The following is a 21,352-nucleotide window of genomic DNA, read 5'->3' as shown; positions in this document are numbered from 1 at the left end:
CTAGAAGAGCGTATTGCCAAGATAAAAGAAGTGCAACGAGGATGGTTAAACTATTTTCGGGGCACGAGTATAATGGGTAAATTACGATCTATAGATGGCTGGTTACGAAATAGACTAAGATATTGCATTTGGCACGATTGGAAGAAGCCTGAAAGGAAAAGAAAAAACCTGATTCGATTGGGTGTTGACCTAGACCACGCTTATGCATATAGTCGCACTCGTAAAGGCGGTTGGGCAATTGCCCAGAGTCCTATTTTAGGTTCAACCATTACTTTGAAGCGTCTAAGGCAAAAAGGCTATCAATCTTTGACAGATGTTTACATCGAACTTAACCCATCGTTTTGCGAACCGCCGAGTACGTGACCCGTACGCTCGGTGGTGTGAGAGGCGCACTCCGTTAGTTCCTAGCGGAGCCGTCTACTCGATTAGCTGTTGTACTTATTTTGAGTTCGTTTTTTCTATATTTAATTCAATTATATTTTGATTTTCAATTATATTTTTTTCTGCCAATATAATACTTTCAACAATCTTTTTCTGTTGTTGCATTGTATAATTTGGAATGTAAAAATCTAGTAATTCATCAATTTTAACATATTTTCTATTAGTACTACCACTAATATAATTATCAAAATATTCTTGAACCTTTTTGTTTCTAAATAAGATTTCAAAAAAATATGGAATTATTTTGTTTTCATCTATTTCCAGCATTGACATATTACTTGTGAAAATGCAATTATCTTGGCCTTCTTTCACAACCCCAAAAGCACCGTTTTTAGTGTCAACTTTACACCAAAAAAGATGATTTCTTTTTGATTTAAAATAAGACATTCCTTTACTTAAATCGTAACCTTTTAATGGCTTTTTAAAAACACCTAAACCATAACTTCTAACTCCTAAAAGGTTATAATCATCTGCATCATCTATTTTTACAGATACGTTTTTAACTCTTTTTAAGACCGTTGAAAGTTTTATAAGGTCTATAGTTTGAAAAGTAATTTCTGCTAAATCTCTTGGTGGGATATATTTTTTACCTTGAAGAGTAAAAGCATTATTTTTAATTTTATCAATATTTATAAATAAACTATTGTAGTCATTTTCCTTTATGAAAAAATTATCTAAATCATTTTCACCCAATAATTTTTTACGATTTTTATCAAGTGAATAACCATCATTTTTTACAAAATAAAATTTAACTTTATTTGTTTTTATTTTTCTTTTTACTTTGGTTAAATGGAGAATGCTAGTTTGAACACCAGTATATGGTTCAAATGAACCACTTGGTAATGAAATAATATTTTCTATAGTACAATTTTCGTAAATTTTTTCTCTTAAAATCTCATAGTTTTTATCAAATAGAACTTTTTCAGGAAGGATTAATCCAATTCTTCCATTTGTTGCTGTTTTATCAATTGCTTCAATACAATGTTGAATACAAATACTATTTGCATCTTTTGTAGGAATATCATATAAACTACCATACTCAGTTTGTAAGGCAAAAGGTATATTGCTTATTACAATATCATAGAGGTCGTGAATTGGTTTTGATAAACTGTCTACCCTTTGAATATTGTTATGACCATCACCAATTAAAATCATATTCATTTTAGCAATTTTAGCAGTAGATGAAATTTCTCTTCCGTAAACGCTTTCTTCTTTTAAGAATTTTAATGATGATTTGTTGTTTGGTGCGGAACGCACTAAATGCTTAAATGATTCTATTAACATTCCCCCAGTACCACAAAAAGGATCATAAATTTTCTCTCCAAATACTGGATTTAACAATTGAACTAAAAATTTAACAATATGTCTTGGTGTAAAATATTCTCCCAAATCTTTTTCTCCAGCATTATATCTTCTAATGAAATACTCAAATGCATCACCTTTAATATCTGAATCTATATTTATTAATTCTAGTTGGTCAAGTTTATTTATTATTTCTTTTAAAACTGTTGGGCTTTCAATTCTTAATTCATCAAAAATTGATTCATTTCCACTTTTATAAAATTCATCAAATTTCTTTAAAACAATTTTATTTAAATAACTCTGTAATTCATTACCACTTTTATTTTTAAAAAAATTCCATCTATATTCCTTTGGAATAACTTCTCTTTCACCTTCTTTATCATTAATATCTTGAATCTCGCTCATTAATTTCAAGAATAAAATGTTTGAAAAAACACTAAATCTCTCGTGTCCAGCTAATAAACCTTCTTTTCTTAATGAATTATCTGCTTCTTTAAAAATTTTGATTAGGTCATTTCTAGAGTTTATTATTTTTTTACTTATTGTTTCAACCTCAAAATTTTCGATGAATTTTAAGGCAATATTTTCATCGAAAAAAGTATCAACATTTTCCCCGTTCAAAATTAAATAATTACCAGTTTTCAAATGTATTGCTTTTACCAATATTCCATTTGTTGCAATTACTATTGGGGCATTTATTTTTTCAGCGTATTCTTTACCTTGTATCAATGCAGTAAACACATCTCTACTAGGTCTTTTTGCTTCAATTATAATTAAAGGTTCGTGAGTGTTAGAATTGTATAAAATATAATCAGGTTTTAAACCACCAAGATTTTTCTTTTCATCAATTTTTTTTGGTTGTTGTTTCCAAATATTTCTTTTTGGACTTTTTGGATTATCATCCCAACCAAGTTTACGTAATTGTAAATCAATTAAAGTTTCAATATCTCTTTCTATAGGTTCAGTTGTCATAATACTTAAAATCTAAAAGTTTGACAAATATAAAAACAAAAGTTAGAAATTACTAACTTTAAAGAAAATTAGATTAAAAATTAAATAATAAGTCTTATTTTTACGATTCGCAATAGTATAACAGCTAACTACTCTGTAGCATCACAAAGCATTACTTTTTTAATTGATCGCTCGTGGTTTTAGAATTTGTTTATGCTACTACCACCTCTTACAAATATAGCATTATTTCTTACATAGTAGATCGTGATTTTATTTTTAAAAAAAGGAAAGTAAACCTACGAATTAGTGAACTAACTATTTTAACCGCATGAGGGATGGTAGTGAAAATCCTCCCGATTTTTCTTCGGGAGATTGCAACGCACAGCCCGACGCTACTGCAACGCAGTGGAAGTAGGGGCATGCCCAAATAAAGCATAAAAAAAACGACTAAAAAGTACTCTTTAGTCGTTGGTGTATTTGTGATTGTTGTTACTTATCCTAAGAATGCTTTCAGCTCTTCGTAAGTCTTAATTTTAGTACTTATTTTATTCTTACCTAACACACTTTCAATTTGTGTTGGGATGGGTAATTTTACGTTTAATGTTGGTTCCACCGTGTCTAAAAACTTGATTGGATGGGCAGTTTCTAAGAAAATTCCAATTGCGTTGGGATGGTTTTCTAATTCTTTTTTCAATCCAAGATATCCTACGGCACCATGTGGCTCGGCAATATATCCGTTAGCCGCATAAATGGTTTTCATGGCTGCAATGGTCTCATCATCAGAAAAAGTAAACGACGAAAAGTCTGTATTGAATTGCGCCAAGTCATTCTGGTACATTTCCTGAATACGAATAAAATTACTTGGGTTCCCCACATCCATCGCATTTGAAATCGTTGCCTTAGATGGTTTTGGATCGTATTTTCCATTAACTAAAAATCGTGGAACCGTATCATTCACATTTGTCGATGCGACAAAATGCTCCACTGGTAAGCCCATTTTTTTGGCAATTATTCCTGCGCAAATATTTCCAAAATTCCCAGACGGGCAAGAGAAAACTAAAGGTTTGTTTTGCTTTTTCAAGGCTTTGTAGGCAAAGAAAAAGTAAAACATTTGTGGCAACCAGCGCGCTATATTGATAGAATTAGCCGACGTCAAATTGTGGTGTTTCAAACTTTCGTCCAGGAATGCTTTTTTGACCATATCCTGGCAATCATCGAAAACGCCGTCCACTTCAAGCGCTCTAATATTTTGTCCCAAAGTCGTTAATTGTCGCTCTTGAATGTCACTCACTTTTCCTGATGGATACAAAATAATCACTTCGACGCCATTGACTCCTAGGAATCCGCTGGCTACAGCACCACCTGTATCTCCAGAAGTCGCCACAAGAACAGTGTTTTTATTGTCTTTTTTGTCTTTGTTAAAATACCCCAAGCAACGCGACATAAAGCGCGCGCCAACATCTTTAAAAGCCATTGTTGGTCCGTGAAACAATTCTAGTGAATAGATTCCGTTTTCGACTTCTACCACCGGGAAATCAAAGCAAAGGGTTTCGGCAATTATTTCTTTTAAAATATTTTCAGGAATTTCATCACCTACAAATTGGCGAATGGCTGCAAAAGCAATTTCTTCATTCGATAAATTTTCTATTTCATCAAAAAAGGCTTGCGGCAAGGGCGTTATCGATTCCGGAAAATACAATCCTTTATCGCTGGCTAATCCTTGAATTACTGCTTCTTGAAAAGAAACGTTTGGGGCGTTATGGTTTAAACTATAGTATTTCATTGTTTTTTTTTTCAACACGAATTCCACGAATTTCCACGAATTAAATGCTACTGTTGTAATGAAGTAGCGTAAAACCGATTTATATTGAACAAGTAGAATTCGTTTATTTTATTTATTTTTTAATTTAAATTATAGCAAAATAACATTGGTGCCAATTCGTGAAATTCGTGTTATATGATTCTCACACCATCAGGATTCACTTTTGAAACATGAATCTCGTATGGCAATTTCATTTCGTCATAAACAGCGCTCATGGCTTTGGCAATTTTATGAGCTGTAGCTTCTCCTTTGCTTAAAGCAAAAATAGAAGGTCCAGATCCCGAAATTCCAGATCCTAAAGCGCCGTTTTCTAAAGCCGTTTGCTTGATTAAATCAAATCCCGGAATCAATACCGAGCGCAAAGGCTCTACGATTTCGTCATGCAAAGAGCGACCAATTAAGTCATAATCCTTAGTATACAAACCAGCGATTAATCCGCCTACATTTCCCCATTGCATGATGGCGCTTTTTAAGGAAACCGTTTGCTTCAATACCGAGCGCGCATCCGATGTTTTTAACTCAATTTGAGGATGAACCACCGTAGCGTAAAGTTCTGGCGGACTTTCTATTTTGATAATATCCAGCGGTGCATAACTGCGTACCAACGTAAATCCACCCAGTAGGGCAGGAGCCACATTATCAGCATGGGCGTTTCCGCAGGCTAGTTTTTCGCCTTGCATTGCAAAAGGCACTAAATCTTTGATTTCGAAAGGTCTTCCTAATAATTCATTGATTCCAAAAACTGCTCCCGCCGAACTAGCAGCGCTGCTCCCAATGCCGCTACCGGCTTTGATGTTTTTGTAGATTTCGATTTCGAATCCTGCATCTGAATTTAGTGCTTCTAGCATCGCCAAAGCAGCAACACCGGCAACGTTCTTTTCGGTTTCTAGCGGTAAATCGGCACCTACTAATTTAGTGATGCGAATTCCTTTTTGATCTGATTTTCTAATAATCATTTCGTCACCTACATTGTCCAAACACAATCCAAGGACATCAAATCCACAAGACAGATTAGCAATAGTAGCAGGACAGAATATTTTTATTTCGTTCATATATTTTTTTGTATTGTAGAGACGCGATTAATCGCGTCTTTACATTTTCAAGATTAATCGCGTTTTTACATTTTTAAGAGACGATTAATCACGTCCTTACACATTCCCAATTCTAATCACATCTGCAAAAATTCCAGAAGCAGTAACTGCAGCTCCCGCACCGGCACCTTTAATCAATAAAGGTTGGTCAACATAACGATCTGTGTAAAACAATACAATATTGTCTTTTCCTTCTAAGTTGTAAAAAGGATGGTCTTTTGGGATAAATTGCAACCCTACGCTCGCTTTGCCATCTTCAAATTGGGCCACAAATTTCAGGCGACTGTCTTTGGCATTGGCTTCCGCCAAAATTCCTTCAAAATGACTTGCATATTGCGTAAGTGATTTAAAGAATTCTTCATTATTGGTAGTGGCCATACATTCGGCAGGTAAGAACGATTCGTTTTCAATGTCTTCGATTTCCATTTTGTATCCGCTTTCGCGAATTAAAATCAGAATTTTTCGAGCAACATCGATTCCGCTCAAGTCAATTTTTGGATCGGGTTCTGTAAATCCTTGTACGCCTGCTTCTTTCACAACGTCGTGAAACGAATTGTTTGCATCAAAATTATTGAAGATAAAGTTCAAACTACCTGATAAAACGGCTTGAATTTTATTCACTTTATCACCAGATGCCACTAAGTTTTTAACGGTATCAATGATTGGTAATCCCGCTCCTACATTTGTTTCGAATAGAAATGGCGCATTGTACCTGCGTGATAAGCTCTTCAAGTTTTTGTAATTATCAAATGCTGATGAACAAGCAATTTTATTACAAGTAACCACCGCCACGCTTTCTCTTAAGTATTGCGCATAGGTTTGTGACACACTTTCATTAGCAGTAATATCTACAAAAATACTGTTACGTAAATTCAACTCTTTTACTTGCTGGATAAAGCCTTGTTGATCGGCTTTTTGTCCTTGATCTAGGCTAGCTTGCCATGATTTTAAATCAATCCCTTCTTCGTCAAAAAGCATTTTTCTAGAATTGGCTAATGCAATAACTCTTAGGTTTATTTTTAGATTCTCTTTTAGGAACTTCTTTTGTTGTTTTATTTGGTCAATGAATTTCTCCCCTACATTTCCAACACCCATTACAAAAAGGTTCAATTGTTTGGTGTTCTCTTCAAAAAAGCGCTCGTGAAGCGTGTTCAAGGCTTTTTTAACGTCTCTTTCATTAATAACTGCCGAGATATTTCTTTCAGAAGCACCTTGTGCTATGGCGCGAATGTTGACATTGTTCTTTCCTAAAGTACTAAACATTTTTCCGCTAAGTCCTTGGTGGTTTTTCATGTTTTCACCCACTAATGCAATGATGCAAAGGTCTTTTTCAACGATGCAAGGTGCTACTTTATTTTGCGCAATTTCAATTTCGAATGCTTTGTTAATCGCTTCCTCGGCAACATTGGCATCTGAATTCAAAATTCCGATACAAATAGAGTGCTCTGATGAAGCTTGAGTTATAAAGATAACATTCACATTGGCTTGTGATAACGTTTCGAATAATCGTTTTGACGATCCTAAAACCCCAATCATTCCTGGTCCTTCTAAAGTAATCAAAGAGATGTTGTCAATATGGCTGATTCCTTTTACTGGATTCCCATTTGCAACAGCATTATTCGAAATAAAAGTTCCTTCGGCTTCTGGCTCGAAAGTATTTTTGATCAGAATCGGAATGTTTTTTCTTAAAACGGGTTGGATTGTTGGTGGGTACAAAACCTTGGCACCAAAATGAGACAACTCCATTGCTTCTTGATATGAAATCGTAGCGATAGGTTGTGCTTGTTTTACAATACGTGGATTGGCAGTGAACATTCCGTTTACATCTGTCCAAATCTCTAATTCAGCTACTTCTAATGCACCCGCTAAAATGGCAGCCGTATAATCAGATCCACCACGACCTAGAGTGGTATTAATTCCATCTGTAGTAGATGCTATAAAACCAGGCATTACTACAACAGGACTGTCAATTGAAGCAAAATAAGCAACGATTAATTGATTCGTCTGGTCAAAGTTTACCGCTGCTTTGCCAAAGTTGTTATTTGTTTTAATGAGTTCTCTACTATCCTTATATCCGGCGGTAGGTAACTTTTGCTTTAAAGCTTCGGCAATAATATAGGATGATAATAATTCACCAAAACTCAAAATTGTATCGGCCGTTCTAGGAGAAAGTTCGCCTAGAAGGAAACAGCCGTCCAATAACGTTTCAAGGTGATTGATAATGCGTTTTACATGGCTCAACAAACCACTTTGCGCGCCTACAGGAATAAAATCCTTTAGGGTATCCAAGTGTTTTTTCTCGATCTCGGCAACAATTTCTTTGTAGCTTTCGTCATTTGAGGCTGCTTTTTGAGAAGCAAGCTGAAGCAAATCAGTTACTTTACTTAAAGCCGATACTACTACAATTAATTGTTCTTGATGAGCTTGTTTTTGTACTATGTCTAAGACTAGTTTTATATTTTGTGCATTGGCTACCGAAGTTCCGCCAAATTTTAATACTTTCATTGTAATTGTTTTAATTTGAAAAATGCAATGTCTTTTATACATCCAATACCTTTCTTTCTTAAAAAAGAAAAATACAAAAATGGATTATATGTAAAATGTATACCCCTAAGGGGTAGTTGTTGTTGTAGTAAAAGTTGAAGTAACAGAAATGGCAACTCTGTTAAGAGTTGTTATCGAAGGATGATATGTAGTTCTGTTGTTGTTCATTATGATGTGACAAAAATACAGTTTTTTATAAAAACGAAAAACCTTTATTCTGTTTTTACGAATATTTCAATAAAGAAGCTTTTATAGGTCTTAGGTTATGGTTTCCTTATTTTATCGGCTATTTATTGCGCTTATTCTTGTTTTTATTTGGATTCAAAAAGGATTTAGGAGCGAAATTGGTTTTTTGAGGCTGTAGAAACAGTCCGTTTTTGGTTGTAGTTGACTTAAAACGGATTGAAGTTGTATGGGTTTTTAGGCATTGAATGTATAATGATTAGGGGCAAGTTTGTTTTATTGTTATCAAATGATTGTTTTTAAGCGTATTTTTAGGGGTGAAATTGCAAACTTGTTAGTTTTTGATTGGTATTTTAAATTATTGACAATATAAGTTGCTTTTTAACAATTGTTTATTGAATTTTGGGACTCAAAACTCAAAACAAAATGGACAACACGCATTATATAAGTACTGATATTCTTTCTCTAGAGATCGTTCAAGAAATAATAGCTCATCATAAAACAATTGAACTTTCGGAGGAAGCCAAAGTAAATATTCAAAAATGCCGAGACTATTTAGATAAAAAAATGGCCTCACATTCGGAGCCTATTTATGGCATCAATACTGGTTTTGGTTCGCTTTGTAATGTAAAAATATCCAATGAAAATTTATCTAAGCTCCAAGAAAATTTAGTAAAATCACACGCTTGCGGAACAGGAGAAGAGGTGCCTCAAGCTATTGTGAAATTGATGTTGCTGTTAAAAATACAATCTTTAAGCTATGGTCATTCTGGGATCCAGATGCAAACTGTAGAGCGATTGATTGCGTTTTACAACAATGATATTTTGCCTGTAATTTACACCCAAGGTTCATTGGGGGCTTCTGGAGATTTAGCGCCTTTAGCACATTTGTCATTGCCTTTATTAGGTGAAGGAGAAGTGTATTTTGAAGGCAAAAGAGTGCACAGCAATGTGATAATGAGGCGTTTTAATTGGGAACCAATCACTTTGATGTCCAAGGAAGGTTTGGCACTATTAAACGGAACACAGTTTATGAGTGCATATGGAGCGCATATTTTAATGAAAGCCAATAAGTTTTCCTATTTAGCCGATTTGATAGGAGCTATATCTTTAGAAGGATTTGATGGTAGAATCGAGCCTTTTGACGAATTAATTCACTTTATACGTCCCCACAAAGGTCAGATTGTCACTGCTAATCGCGTTAAAGATTTTCTTGAAGGAAGTGAAATTATTGAACAAGTGAAAACCCATGTTCAAGATCCGTACTCTTTTAGATGTATTCCGCAAGTGCATGGTGCATCTAAAGACGCTATTGAATATGTCAAAAAAGTATTTAAAACCGAAATCAACTCGGTCACAGATAATCCTAATATTTTTATCGAAAGTGATCAGATTATCTCGGGTGGAAACTTTCATGGGCAACCATTGGCTTTAGCTCTAGACTTTATGGCGATTGCCTTGGCGGAATTGGGTAGTATTTCCGAGAGAAGAACCTATCAATTAATATCAGGATTACGTAATTTGCCTGCGTTTTTAGTAGATAATCCAGGATTGAACTCTGGGTTTATGATTCCGCAATACACTGCCGCAAGTATCGCAAGTCAAAATAAACAGTTGGCAACACCTTCAAGTGTAGATAGTATCGTGTCAAGCAACGGGCAGGAAGATCACGTAAGCATGGGGGCAAATGGCGCGACAAAAGCATTGCGAGTTATGGATAATTTGGAGCGTATTTTAGCAATCGAATTGATGAATGCTTCTCAGGCAATTGAGTTTAGAAGGCCTTTGCAATCAAGTGATTTTATCGAAATGTTTTTGACGGCTTATCGCCAAGAGGTCCCATTTGTAAGCGAGGACCGCATCCTACATTACGATATTGAGAAAACGGTTACATTTTTGAATACTTTTCAAATCGAGGAGTGATTGTTAACAATTACTTAACATTGGCTTAAAATAATGAAGTATTTTTGCACCCTAAAATATATACAATGTCATTAAATAGTATTTTCCAGTTTTTAGTACCAAAGGATAAAAAGTTTTTTCCTCTTTTTGAAGAAGCATCTAGTAATTTGATAGAATTAGCTTCTAATTTGCACGAAGCAGTAAATCTTCCCTTGAAAGAAAGAGAAGCTATTTTTCAAAAAATAGATGAATTAGAGCAAAAAGGTGAGGACATCACACGTCAAACCAATTTAGAGTTGAGTAGAAATTTCATCACTCCATTTGACAGAGAAGATATTCACTCATTAGTGACTTCAATTGACAATGTAGCCGATCGTTTGCATGGAGCATCAAGTATCATGCGTTTGTATCAAGTGGATAAAATTACCAAATCAATTAGGAAATTAACCGAAATCAATCTTGAAGCTTGTCAAAATATTGATACAGCGGTAAAAGAATTGAGAAATTTAAAAAACATTCCAAATATTACTGTGGCTTGTGCTAGAATTTCAAAATTAGAAAATAAATCAGATAACGTTTATAATAAAGCGGTTTTTGAGATTTTTGAAAACGAAACTGATGCAAAAAACATTATTAAATACAAAGAAGTATTATCTGTTCTAGAAACAGCTACTGATAAATGTAAAAGTGTTGCTAGTGTTTTAGAATCAATAGCTGTTAAGCATTCTTAAGAATTTCGAAAATTTCTCAATCTTTCAATTAAAATTATGTTTACTCTACTTATAGTTATTATAGTATTGGCTTTGATTTTTGATTACATCAATGGTTTTCACGATGCTGCAAATGCCATTGCTACTGTAGTTGCCACCAAAGTGCTCTCGCCATTTCAAGCCGTTGTTTGGGCTGCTTTTTTTAACTTCTTGGCGTATTGGGTTTTTGGTTTAGGTGTCGCTAATACAGTTGCAAAAACAGCCGATTCTAGTCAGATTAACTTGACGGTGATTCTTGCGGGAGTTGTTGCAGCGATCATTTGGAATTTAATTACTTGGTGGCAAGGAATTCCATCAAGTTCTTCGCATACATTAATTGGTGGATTTGCAGGAGCCGCTATCGCGCACGCTATCGCTGTACATGGATTTGCTGATTATAGCATTGTTGAGGATGGGGTAGAACATACTAAACATTGGTATGATATCGTGAGTTGGTACAAAGCAGGGAAAGATGGTGGAATGCCTTCTGGAGTTGTTATTATCATTGCATTTATTGTACTTGCGCCGCTTTTAGGAGCAATAATGTCGTATCTTATTTCAATTTGGTTGCTTAACGCTTCTAAGAAAACGATACTTCCAAAATTGTTTACCATTGCGTTAATGATAGGGTCTATTGTCTTCGTTTATAGTCAAATGATACCTTTCGAAAAAATAGAAGATCCAAGATTTGCAAGCTCTGTTTTTTGGAGTGTTGTCTTTGAATCTCATAATATCAAGTGGTTTTTAGTCGCTTTTATTATTATATCAATTTCTGTTTTTGCTTTAGTATTTAGTAGTCTAAACCTACACAAAGCAGATGCTGTATTGAAAAAAATGCAATTGTTATCATCAGCTGCTTTTAGTTTAGGGCATGGAGGAAACGATTCGCAAAAAGTAATGGGGATTATTGCTGCAGCAGTAGCGGTTTATATCAAGACTAGTGGTGTTGATATTGTAAGTCTTCCAGAATGGTTACAAGTGGTTTTACCAAATGACGAAAAAGGAATCAAAGGAGTAATGCCAGAGTGGATTCCACTAGCGTGTTATACCGCAATTGCGATTGGAACTTTAAGTGGTGGATGGAAAATTGTGAAAACAATGGGGTCTAAAATCACAAAAGTAACCTCATTTGAAGGTGTAGCTGCAGAGACGGCAGGAGCTTTGACGCTTTATTTCACAGAACACTTTAAAGTACCTGTCAGTACAACACATACGATCACAGGATCAATAATTGGTGTTGGTTTGACGAAACGTGTTTCAGCAGTTCGTTGGGGTGTTACTGTAAGTTTACTTTGGGCTTGGGTTTTAACAATTCCGGTTTCGGGCTTGCTAGCGGCTTTAGTCTATTATGTCTTGAGTGTGTTTATCTAGTATAGAATCGCTAGTACAGGAATAAAAAAGAGATCCAGTTTTTATAAACTTGGATCTCTTTTTGTTTTATAGATGTCTTTTTTAATTACCGAATTGCCTTTTTTCCTTTTTTCTTTCGCTTGTAAAGACTCTGTTTCAAGTCGACGTTACCAGTAATAATGCTAATATTTCCGTCAATTTCAAGCATGGATAATTTTACATCTTTAAAATACTCAACACCATGTTCTCTCATTGCTTCCCTTAATTCTTCAGAAGTTATATTCAGCCTGCTTAATGTTTTGAATTCTAAGGTTCCATTGTGGATTAAAATTTCAGGTTTGTCAATAAAAAAGGTATGAAGCTTTTGATACTTATATAGTATTTTTTTTAAGATATAATTGATGATAAATAAAATGGTTGCAGCTGCTAGACCTCCGTAAAGACTGGTGTTGTCACCAACCATAGCATTTTGTACTGAATTACTAATTAGCAAAATTAATATTACGTCACTAGTGTTTAACTGCGATAATTCTTTCTTGCCAAAAACACGCAATGCAATCAGCATAAAAAAATAGACTGCTCCCGTACGAATTGCAATATCAAGGTAAGGATTCACAACTATTTAATCTTGAAATTCTTTTCGATAGCTTTAATCATTTCTCCGGCAATATCTTTATTGGTAGCACCTTCGATTCCTTCAAGTCCAGGAGAAGAGTTTACTTCTAATAATAAAGGCCCTTTTGAAGAGCGGATGATATCAACACCTGCTACTTTTAAGTCCATTGCTTTCGCGGCTTTGATGGCAATTTTTTTCTCTTCGGCAGTTGCTTTTATGATAGAGGCTGTTCCGCCTAAATGGATATTTGCTCTAAACTCACCTGGCATGGCTTCGCGCTGGATGGTAGCGACCACTTTGCCATCAATAACAAATAAGCGTAGATCTTTACCATTTGCTTCTTTGATGAATTCTTGAACAAGTATATTAGCATTTACGCTTTTGAAAGCATTGATTACACTTTCGGCTGCTTTTTTAGTTTCTGCAAGTACAACACCTTTACCTTGTGTTCCTTCTAGTAATTTTACAATCAAAGGAGAGCCACCTACCATTTTTATTAAGTCGTTGGTGTCCAAAGGCGAGTTGGCAAATCCAGTTGTAGGAATTCCAATACCACTATTTAATAATAATTGCAAAGAAAACAGTTTGTCTCTTGATTGCGTAATCGCGTTTGCGGAGTTTAAACTGTATACTTTTAAGGCTTCAAATTGACGCGTTAATGCACAGCCATAAAAGGTAATGCTAGGGCGGATTCGAGGAATAATAGCATCAAATTGATTTAGAATAATTCCACCTCTATAATGAATTTCTGGAGTTTGTGCATCCAGTTTCATATAGCATTCTTTGATATTTAAGAAATGCATTTCATGACCGCGCATTTCACCTGCTTCCATAATACGTTTATTGCTGTAAAGTTCAGGATTACTAGCTAGTACACCAATGCGCAAGCCTGTAGGTGCTTTTTCAGAGTTTACATATAATTCTTTTAATGATTCAGATGTAGGTTGACCTAAAAGATATTTCTGTTCCGGGTCAACAAGTACACGGCCGCTCATGGCTTCTCTTCCTAGTAGCATTCGGAACCCCATCGAATCTCTATTGGTCAATGTCATTTCGATTGCCCAAGTAGCATCGCCAATTTGTAAATTAGTTTGAATCACGTAACGATGTTCTCTAAAGCCGCTTGAGCTTTTTACAATTCGTTTATCAATAAGCGGAGCCTCACAATGAATCACCGTTTTTAGGTTGTTTTGAATGGGGTTTATGTCAAATCGAACCCAATTAGATTCGTTTTTGATAAAAGGCGCTATGTTAATAGCATGTAAAGCGGATGTTTTTGCACCAGAGTCTACGCGAGCTTTTATCGTTGGGATTCCTAATTCAGGAAATGAACACCATTCTTCACTACCAAGGATTACTTTGTTTAGAGACATATTTATTTTATTTTGCTTGAATTATAATTTTCAAATGTAAAAATTACTTTTTAATTAAAGGTACAATTAATATAAAGAAAAAGGTCTGTTATTTATAAATTAAATAACAGACCTTTTAAATATTACAGCATGAATACCTTATAAATTGGTAGGCTCAATGGCTTTATTAACTTTAACATTTAATTCTTGCGCACCCTCTTCGATGTCCATGAAAATCTCATCACCAGAGGTTATTTTTGAAGTTATAATTTCTTCGGCAAGAGAATCTTCTACATATTTTTGAATGGCTCTTTTTAGCGGTCTAGCGCCAAATTGTTTATCAAATCCTTTTTCGGCAATAAATGCTTTCGCTTTATCAGAAAGAGCTAATTGGTATCCTAATTCGGCAACTCTTGCGTATAGTTTTTTTAATTCGATTTCGATAATTAAATCAATATCGTGTTTCTCTAATGCGTTGAAAACAATTACATCATCGATACGGTTTAAAAATTCAGGAGCAAATGTTTTTTTCAATGCATTTTCAATAATACTTTTCGAATTGTCATCTGCTTGTGCAACTTTGGCAGCTGTTCCAAAACCAACACCTTGACCAAAATCTTTTAATTGTCGAGCTCCAACATTTGAAGTCATGATAATTATAGTGTTTTTGAAATCAATTTTTCGCCCTAAACTATCGGTCAAATAACCGTCGTCTAGTACTTGAAGCAGCATATTGAAAACATCAGGATGCGCTTTTTCGATTTCATCTAATAAAACAACAGCATACGGTTTGCGACGTACTTTTTCGGTCAATTGACCACCTTCTTCATATCCAACGTATCCTGGAGGCGCTCCAACTAAGCGAGAAATGGCAAATTTCTCCATGTACTCACTCATATCAATACGTACTAATGCGTCTTCAGAATCAAATAATTCTTTGGCTAATACTTTGGCTAATTGTGTTTTTCCAACTCCGGTTTGACCAAGAAAGATAAATGAACCAATCGGGCGATTAGGATCTTTCAGTCCAGCACGATTTCTTTGGATCGAACGAGCAATTTTTACAACTGCTTCGTTTTGACCAATTACTTTGCTTTCGATCAACTCTGGCAATTTGGCTAATTTATTGCTCTCAGTTTGTGCAATACGATTCACAGGAATCCCTGTCATCATCGAGACTACATCGGCAACATTGTCTTCAGTTACTTCGATTCGGTTGTTTTTAGCATCTTCTTCCCATTGTTCTTGTGCTATTGCTAATTCTTTTTCGATGCGTTTTTCATCATCACGAAGTTTAGCAGCTTCCTCATATTTTTGTTTTTTAACAACAACATTTTTAAGCTCACGAATGTCTTCTAATTGGCGTTCTAAATCAAGAATTTTTTTAGGGACTTCGATATTAGTAATATGTACTCGAGAACCAGCTTCATCCAAAGCATCAATAGCTTTGTCTGGTAGAAAGCGTTCCGACATGTATCTATTAGTCAGCTTTACACAAGCTTCAATTGCCTCTTGTGAATAGGTAACATTGTGATGGTCTTCGTATTTGTTTTTAATGTTATTTAAAATGGTAATTGTTTCCTCAACAGAAGTTGGTTCTACAATAATTTTTTGGAAACGTCTTTCTAGTGCACCATCTTTTTCAATATATTGACGGTATTCGTCGAGAGTTGTAGCTCCAATACATTGAATTTCTCCTCTTGCTAAAGCCGGTTTGAACATATTTGAAGCGTCTAGCGAACCCGTTGCTCCACCAGCACCTACAATAGTGTGAATTTCATCAATGAAAAGAATGATATCATCATTTTTTTCCAATTCATTCATTACCGCTTTCATGCGTTCTTCAAACTGTCCTCTGTATTTTGTTCCAGCTACTAAACTTGCTAAATCAAGTGTAACAACGCGTTTGTTAAATAATATACGTGACACTTTCTTTTGGATGATTCGCAAAGCAAGACCTTCGGCAATAGCTGATTTTCCTACTCCCGGTTCTCCGATCAATAAAGGATTGTTTTTTTTGCGTCGGCTTAAAATTTGACAAACGCGTTCAATTTCTTTTTCGCGGCCTACAACAGGGTCTAATTTTCCTTCTTCGGCCATTTCTGTTAAATCCCTTCCGAAATTATCTAAAACAGGTGTTTTTGATTTTTTATTGGATTTATTGGCTGGATTATTAAAGTTGCTTTCTTTTAAACTGTCATCTTGTCCTGAATCTTCATTATAGGAATCAGTCGCTCTTGGTAAATTTTCCAAGAATTCTTCTTCGTTTGGTGTCATATTTATGTATTGTTCTTTAGCTACATCATAATCTATTTTTAGTTTATTTAATAGCTTGGTTGTGGGATCGTTTTCATTTCTTAAAATGCATAAAAGTAAATGAGCTGTACTTACAGATGAGCTTTGAAAGACCTTGGCTTCTAGGAAAGTAGTTTTTAATGCACGTTCGGCCTGACGCGTTAAATGTAGGTTTTTCTTTTCTACATTGGTATCTATAGTAGGGGTTGCAGGGCTTAGAATTTCTACCTTTCTTCTTAGGTGATCTAGGTCAACCGAAAGATTGTTTAATATTTGTATTGCTTTACCATTACCATCGCGAAGGATACCTAGCATCAAGTGTTCAGTGCCAATAAAATCATGACCTAATCGCAAAGCTTCTTCTTTACTATAAGTTATAACGTCTTTTACTCTTGGTGAAAAATTATCATCCATAATATATATTTAGTATCTGTAAATTTAGTGAATTACTATTTGAAAAACAAAAATCGTTCCTAAGTAGTCGTGTCAGCTAAGTGACAAAAAAAAAGACGAAATAACGTTGAATATTTGTTAATTTATTAAACAAAAGCAAAAGTTAATTTGTTAATAAATCATTGAAATAAGTAGTTCGAAATGCTTTGAAAAATTTCAGAAAGCCGTATATTGGCACGTTTTGAAACTAATATAATTATTTAATATAACAACTTATGTCTGAAGGAGAAAAGTTAATTCCTATTAACATAGAAGATGAAATGAAATCAGCTTACATTGATTATTCGATGTCAGTAATTGTATCGAGAGCGCTTCCAGATGTTAGAGATGGTTTGAAGCCTGTACATCGTAGAGTTCTTTATGGAATGTATGATTTAGGAGTTTTTTCAAATAAAGCCCATAAAAAATCCGCTAGAATTGTTGGAGAAGTTTTAGGAAAGTATCACCCACACGGAGATATCTCTGTGTATGATGCAATGGTTCGTATGGCTCAGGAGTGGAGTATGCGTTATTTATTAGTTGATGGTCAAGGTAACTTTGGTTCTGTAGATGGAGATAGTCCAGCAGCCATGCGTTACACGGAGGCTAGAATGCGTAAGATTTCGGAAGAAATAATGGCTGATATTGAAAAAGAAACAGTTGATTTTCAATTGAACTTTGATGATACTTTATATGAGCCCAAAGTAATGCCAACTCGTGTACCAACTTTATTAATTAATGGAGCAACTGGTATTGCGGTAGGGATGGCAACTAATATGCCGCCTCACAATCTTACTGAGGTAATCAATGGAACATTGGCCTACATGGACAATAATGATATTGAAATCGACGAATTGATGAATCATATTAAAGCGCCAGATTTCCCTACAGGAGGTGTGATTTATGGTTATGAAGGAGTTCGTGAAGCTTTTAAAACAGGTAGAGGTCGAGTAGTGATGCGTGCCAAAGTTGGTTTTGAAGAGGTGGATGGTAGAGAGTGTATCATCGTTTCTGAAATTCCATATCAAGTTAACAAAGCCGACATGATTAAGCGTACTGCTGATCTTGTAAATGATAAAAAGATTGAAGGAATTGCAAATATTCGTGATGAATCAGATAGAAATGGTATGCGTATCGTTTATATCTTGAAGCGTGATGCAACGCCTAATGTAGTTTTGAATACATTATATAAGTACACACAATTACAATCTTCTTTTAGTGTAAACAACATTGCATTGGTAAAAGGGCGTCCACAAATGCTGAATCTAAAAGATATGATTCACTATTTTGTAGAGCACCGTCATGATGTGGTTACTCGTAGAACGCAATTTGAACTTAAAAAAGCCGAAGCAAGAGCACATATTTTAGAAGGTTTAATTATTGCGTCAGATAATATTGATGAAGTAATTGCTTTGATAAAAGCGTCAAAAAGTACAGAGGAAGCAAGAGAGAAGTTGATCGAAAGATTCAAATTGTCAGATATTCAGTCTCGTGCTATTGTTGAAATGCGTTTGCGTCAATTAACAGGTCTTGAGCAAGACAAGTTAAGAACAGAGTATGATGAAATCATGAAGTTAATTGAGCATTTAAGAGCTTTATTAGCCGATGTAAATCTTAGAATTGCTTTGATTAAAGAAGAGTTAGAAGAAATTCGTGAGAAATACGGAGATGAACGCCGCTCTGTTATTGAATATTCAGGTGGAGATGTTAGTATCGAAGATTTAATTGCCGATGAAAATGTAGTAATTACAATCTCACATGCAGGTTATATTAAACGTACTAACTTAACTGAATATAAAACTCAAAATAGAGGAGGAGTTGGTCAAAAAAGTGCTGGTACAAGAGATCAAGATTTCTTGGAACACATGTTTGTAGCAACAAATCATCAATATATGATGTTCTTTACTCAAAAAGGAAAATGTTTCTGGATGAGAGTATACGAAATACCAGAAGGAAGCAAAACGGCCAAGGGTAGAGCAATTCAAAATCTGATTAATATTGAAAGTGATGACAAAGTGAAAGCTTTTATTTGTACTCAAGATTTAAAAGATCAAGAATATATTAAAGGGCATAACTTAGTTATGGTCACAAAGAAAGGTCAAGTGAAGAAAACTTCTTTAGAGAAATATTCTAAACCAAGAGTGAATGGTGTTGCTGCAATTACTATTAAAGATGGAGATGAATTATTAGAAGCTAAATTGACTAATGGAGAAAGCCAAATTATCCTTGCTGTTAAGTCCGGGAAGCTAGTTCGTTTTGAAGAAACTAAAACGCGTCCGATGGGAAGAACCGCATCTGGAGTGCGTGGAATCTCACTTAAAGACGACAATGATGAAGTGATTGGCATGGTTACTGTAGATAAAGATGCAGTGAATGATACGCAAGTCTTAGTTGTGACTGAAAATGGATACGGGAAACGTACTAAATTAGTTGACGAAGATGGAGAAGATGTTTATCGTATTACAAACCGTGGAGGTAAAGGTGTTAAAACGCTAAATATTACCGAAAAAACGGGTCAATTAATTTCTATTAATGCTGTAACGGATGCTGATGATTTAATGATTATTAATAAATCAGGATTAACAATCAGAATGGCGATTGAAGATTTACGTGTAATGGGGCGTGCTACTCAAGGTGTGAAATTGATTAACTTAAAAGGGAAGGATTCTATTGCTGCAGTAACTAAAGTAATGAAAGACGATGCCGAAGAAGTGGTAGTTGATGAAGATGGAAATGTTATCGAAGGCGAAGTAATCGAAAGAGTGAAGCCGGTACTAGAAGTTCTTGAAGAAGAAGAAGGTGCAGATGACGATGATGATTCAGACGAGGAGGAAGAGGATGATGCTGATGAAGAAGCGGAAGACGACGAAGCCGAAGATGATGAATAATTAGAATAAAAAAAAAACAAAAGAAAATTATTAAATAAAAACCACGATTATTATGAAAAGTAAATATGTAATACTTACGTCAGCATTATTGATATCAGTAGCTACTTTTGCTCAAAAAGACGAACTTAAAGCAGCAGAAAAAGCATTAAAAAAAGGGGAATCACAAGAAGCTGCTACAATTTTAAAAGGAGCAGAATCTTTAATTGCTAATGCGTCAGATGCTGAAAAAGCACAGTTTTTCTTCGTAAAAGGAAATACTTTTTTAGACTTAGCAAATAAAAACATTGATGCAGATAAAAACTTAACGGTGGCATCTGCAGCTTATTTAGATTTAATTGCAGCAGAGAAAGCATCAGGAAAAGCTAAATATTCAACCGAAGCAGCAACTTCGATCACAACGATTAAATACAAATTGATCAACAGTGCTATTGCTGATTCGAAAGTGAGTAAAGATCATGAAAGTGCAGGAAAGCTCTATGATGCTTATTTATTAGACAAAAAAGATACTTTGAACTTGTATTACGCGGCATCTACATATGTAAATGCGAAAGAGTATGACAAAGCATTAGGATTGTATAATGAGTTAAAAACAATGAATTATTCTGGAAAAGGAACTAATTATTTGGCAGTTAATAAATTGACATCTGAAGAGGATCTTTTTAAAACTCTTCAAGAAAGAGATAGAATGGTGAAAATGGGTACGCATGAAAAGCCAAGAACAGAAGTTATTCCGTCAAAAAGAGGTGAGATATATAAAAATATGGCACTTATTTTAGTTCAAAATGGAAAAACAGAAGAGGCTAAAAAAGCGATTGCTGAAGCAAGAGCGGCTAATCCTGAGGATACTTCTTTGACATTGACAGAGGCTAATTTATATTTAGAAACGAAAGATTTTGATAGATATAAAACGTTAATCAATGAAGTATTGGTTAAAAACCCAAATGATGCAGACTTAGTTTTTAACTTAGGAGTAATTAGTGGTAATGCAAAAGATGCTGTTGCTGCTGAGAAGTATTATACAAGAGCAATAGAGATTGATCCAAAATATTCAAATGCTTATATTAATTTAGCAGCATTAAAATTGGAAAGAGAAAGACCAATCATTGAAGAGATGAATAAATTGGGTACTTCTACAAAAGACATGAAGCGTTATGCTGATTTGAAAGTAGAAAGACAAAACATATTTAAAAGTGTTATCCCTACACTAGAAAAAGCATTTGAAGTTGATCCTAAAAATGAGGATGTAGGTAAAACGTTATTGAATGTATATAGTGCATTAGAAATGACTGCTGAGAAGAAAGCATTAGAAGCTAAAATGAAATAATAGCTTTGTTGTAATAAAAAAACCTATCTGAGAAGGAGGGCACTGAAAAAGTGTTTCTAATAAATTAAGACCTAAAAAGGAGTAGATATCTATTGATTTCTACTCCTTTT

General features: G+C 34.7%; 13 protein-coding genes. 6 read left to right on the top strand and 7 right to left on the bottom strand.

Features of this window, described 5'->3' with window-relative positions; all coding sequences use genetic code 11:
- Window positions 1–363 (top strand): group II intron maturase-specific domain-containing protein (locus H8R24_RS16060; protein ID WP_317172593.1); only part of this gene is annotated, 363 nt, incomplete at its 5' end.
- Window positions 364–438: 75 nt separating this feature from the next.
- Here H8R24_RS16060 and H8R24_RS16055 read toward each other — a convergent pair.
- The 4 genes from H8R24_RS16055 to thrA form a co-directional block, all read right to left on the bottom strand.
- Window positions 439–2,715 carry an N-6 DNA methylase gene (locus H8R24_RS16055; protein ID WP_187021112.1) on the bottom strand — a complete coding sequence of 759 codons (2,277 nt, stop codon included), beginning with the start codon at window positions 2,713–2,715 and terminating at the stop codon, window positions 439–441.
- Between the two features lie 472 nt (window positions 2,716–3,187).
- Window positions 3,188–4,477: a threonine synthase gene (gene thrC, locus H8R24_RS16050; protein WP_187021109.1), complete on the bottom strand. Its 1,290-nt coding sequence runs from the start codon at window positions 4,475–4,477 to the stop codon at window positions 3,188–3,190.
- A gap of 170 nt (window positions 4,478–4,647) precedes the next feature.
- Window positions 4,648–5,568, bottom strand: a complete 921-nt coding sequence (locus H8R24_RS16045; protein WP_187021107.1) for a homoserine kinase — start codon at window positions 5,566–5,568, stop codon at window positions 4,648–4,650.
- Between the two features lie 96 nt (window positions 5,569–5,664).
- Window positions 5,665–8,112 carry a bifunctional aspartate kinase/homoserine dehydrogenase I gene (gene thrA, locus H8R24_RS16040; RefSeq protein ID WP_187021106.1) on the bottom strand — a complete coding sequence of 816 codons (2,448 nt, stop codon included), beginning with the start codon at window positions 8,110–8,112 and terminating at the stop codon, window positions 5,665–5,667.
- A gap of 648 nt (window positions 8,113–8,760) precedes the next feature.
- Between thrA and hutH the strand changes: the two genes are divergently transcribed.
- From hutH to H8R24_RS16025, 3 genes are all read left to right on the top strand, one after another.
- The gene (hutH, locus tag H8R24_RS16035) at window positions 8,761–10,257 is read left to right on the top strand and encodes a histidine ammonia-lyase (RefSeq protein WP_187021105.1); all 1,497 of its coding nucleotides are present in this window, start codon (window positions 8,761–8,763) and stop codon (window positions 10,255–10,257) included.
- Window positions 10,258–10,322: 65 nt separating this feature from the next.
- The gene (locus tag H8R24_RS16030) at window positions 10,323–10,967 is read left to right on the top strand and encodes a DUF47 domain-containing protein (protein ID WP_187021104.1); all 645 of its coding nucleotides are present in this window, start codon (window positions 10,323–10,325) and stop codon (window positions 10,965–10,967) included.
- Window positions 10,968–11,003: 36 nt separating this feature from the next.
- On the top strand, window positions 11,004–12,356 hold the full coding sequence (locus tag H8R24_RS16025) for an inorganic phosphate transporter (protein WP_187021103.1): 1,353 nt from the start codon (window positions 11,004–11,006) through the stop codon (window positions 12,354–12,356).
- Between the two features lie 85 nt (window positions 12,357–12,441).
- On the opposite strand, the gene H8R24_RS16020 is transcribed toward H8R24_RS16025, so the two are convergent.
- From H8R24_RS16020 to H8R24_RS16010, 3 genes are all read right to left on the bottom strand, one after another.
- A complete protein-coding gene (locus H8R24_RS16020; protein WP_317172592.1) occupies window positions 12,442–12,951 on the bottom strand; it encodes a DUF421 domain-containing protein in 510 nt (169 codons plus the stop codon).
- 2 nt (window positions 12,952–12,953) lie between these two features.
- A complete protein-coding gene (rimK, locus tag H8R24_RS16015; RefSeq protein WP_187021100.1) occupies window positions 12,954–14,324 on the bottom strand; it encodes a 30S ribosomal protein S6--L-glutamate ligase in 1,371 nt (456 codons plus the stop codon).
- A 138-nt stretch (window positions 14,325–14,462) separates the two neighbouring features.
- Window positions 14,463–17,012: an ATP-dependent Clp protease ATP-binding subunit gene (locus tag H8R24_RS16010; protein ID WP_187021097.1), complete on the bottom strand. Its 2,550-nt coding sequence runs from the start codon at window positions 17,010–17,012 to the stop codon at window positions 14,463–14,465.
- Between the two features lie 254 nt (window positions 17,013–17,266).
- On the opposite strand from H8R24_RS16010, the gene gyrA reads away from it, so the two are divergent.
- Both gyrA and H8R24_RS16000 read left to right on the top strand, forming a co-directional pair.
- The gene (gyrA, locus tag H8R24_RS16005; RefSeq protein WP_187021095.1) at window positions 17,267–19,918 is read left to right on the top strand and encodes a DNA gyrase subunit A; all 2,652 of its coding nucleotides are present in this window, start codon (window positions 17,267–17,269) and stop codon (window positions 19,916–19,918) included.
- A 52-nt stretch (window positions 19,919–19,970) separates the two neighbouring features.
- Window positions 19,971–21,242 carry a tetratricopeptide repeat protein gene (locus H8R24_RS16000; protein WP_187021092.1) on the top strand — a complete coding sequence of 424 codons (1,272 nt, stop codon included), beginning with the start codon at window positions 19,971–19,973 and terminating at the stop codon, window positions 21,240–21,242.
- Window positions 21,243–21,352: the final 110 nt, after the last annotated feature.

The sequence above is a fragment of the Flavobacterium muglaense genome (assembly GCF_014305155.1).
Taxonomy (GTDB): Bacteria; Bacteroidota; Bacteroidia; order Flavobacteriales; family Flavobacteriaceae; genus Flavobacterium; species Flavobacterium muglaense.
The sequence above is the reverse complement of the archived record's forward strand: the minus strand, read 5'-3'. Positions and strand labels throughout refer to the sequence as shown.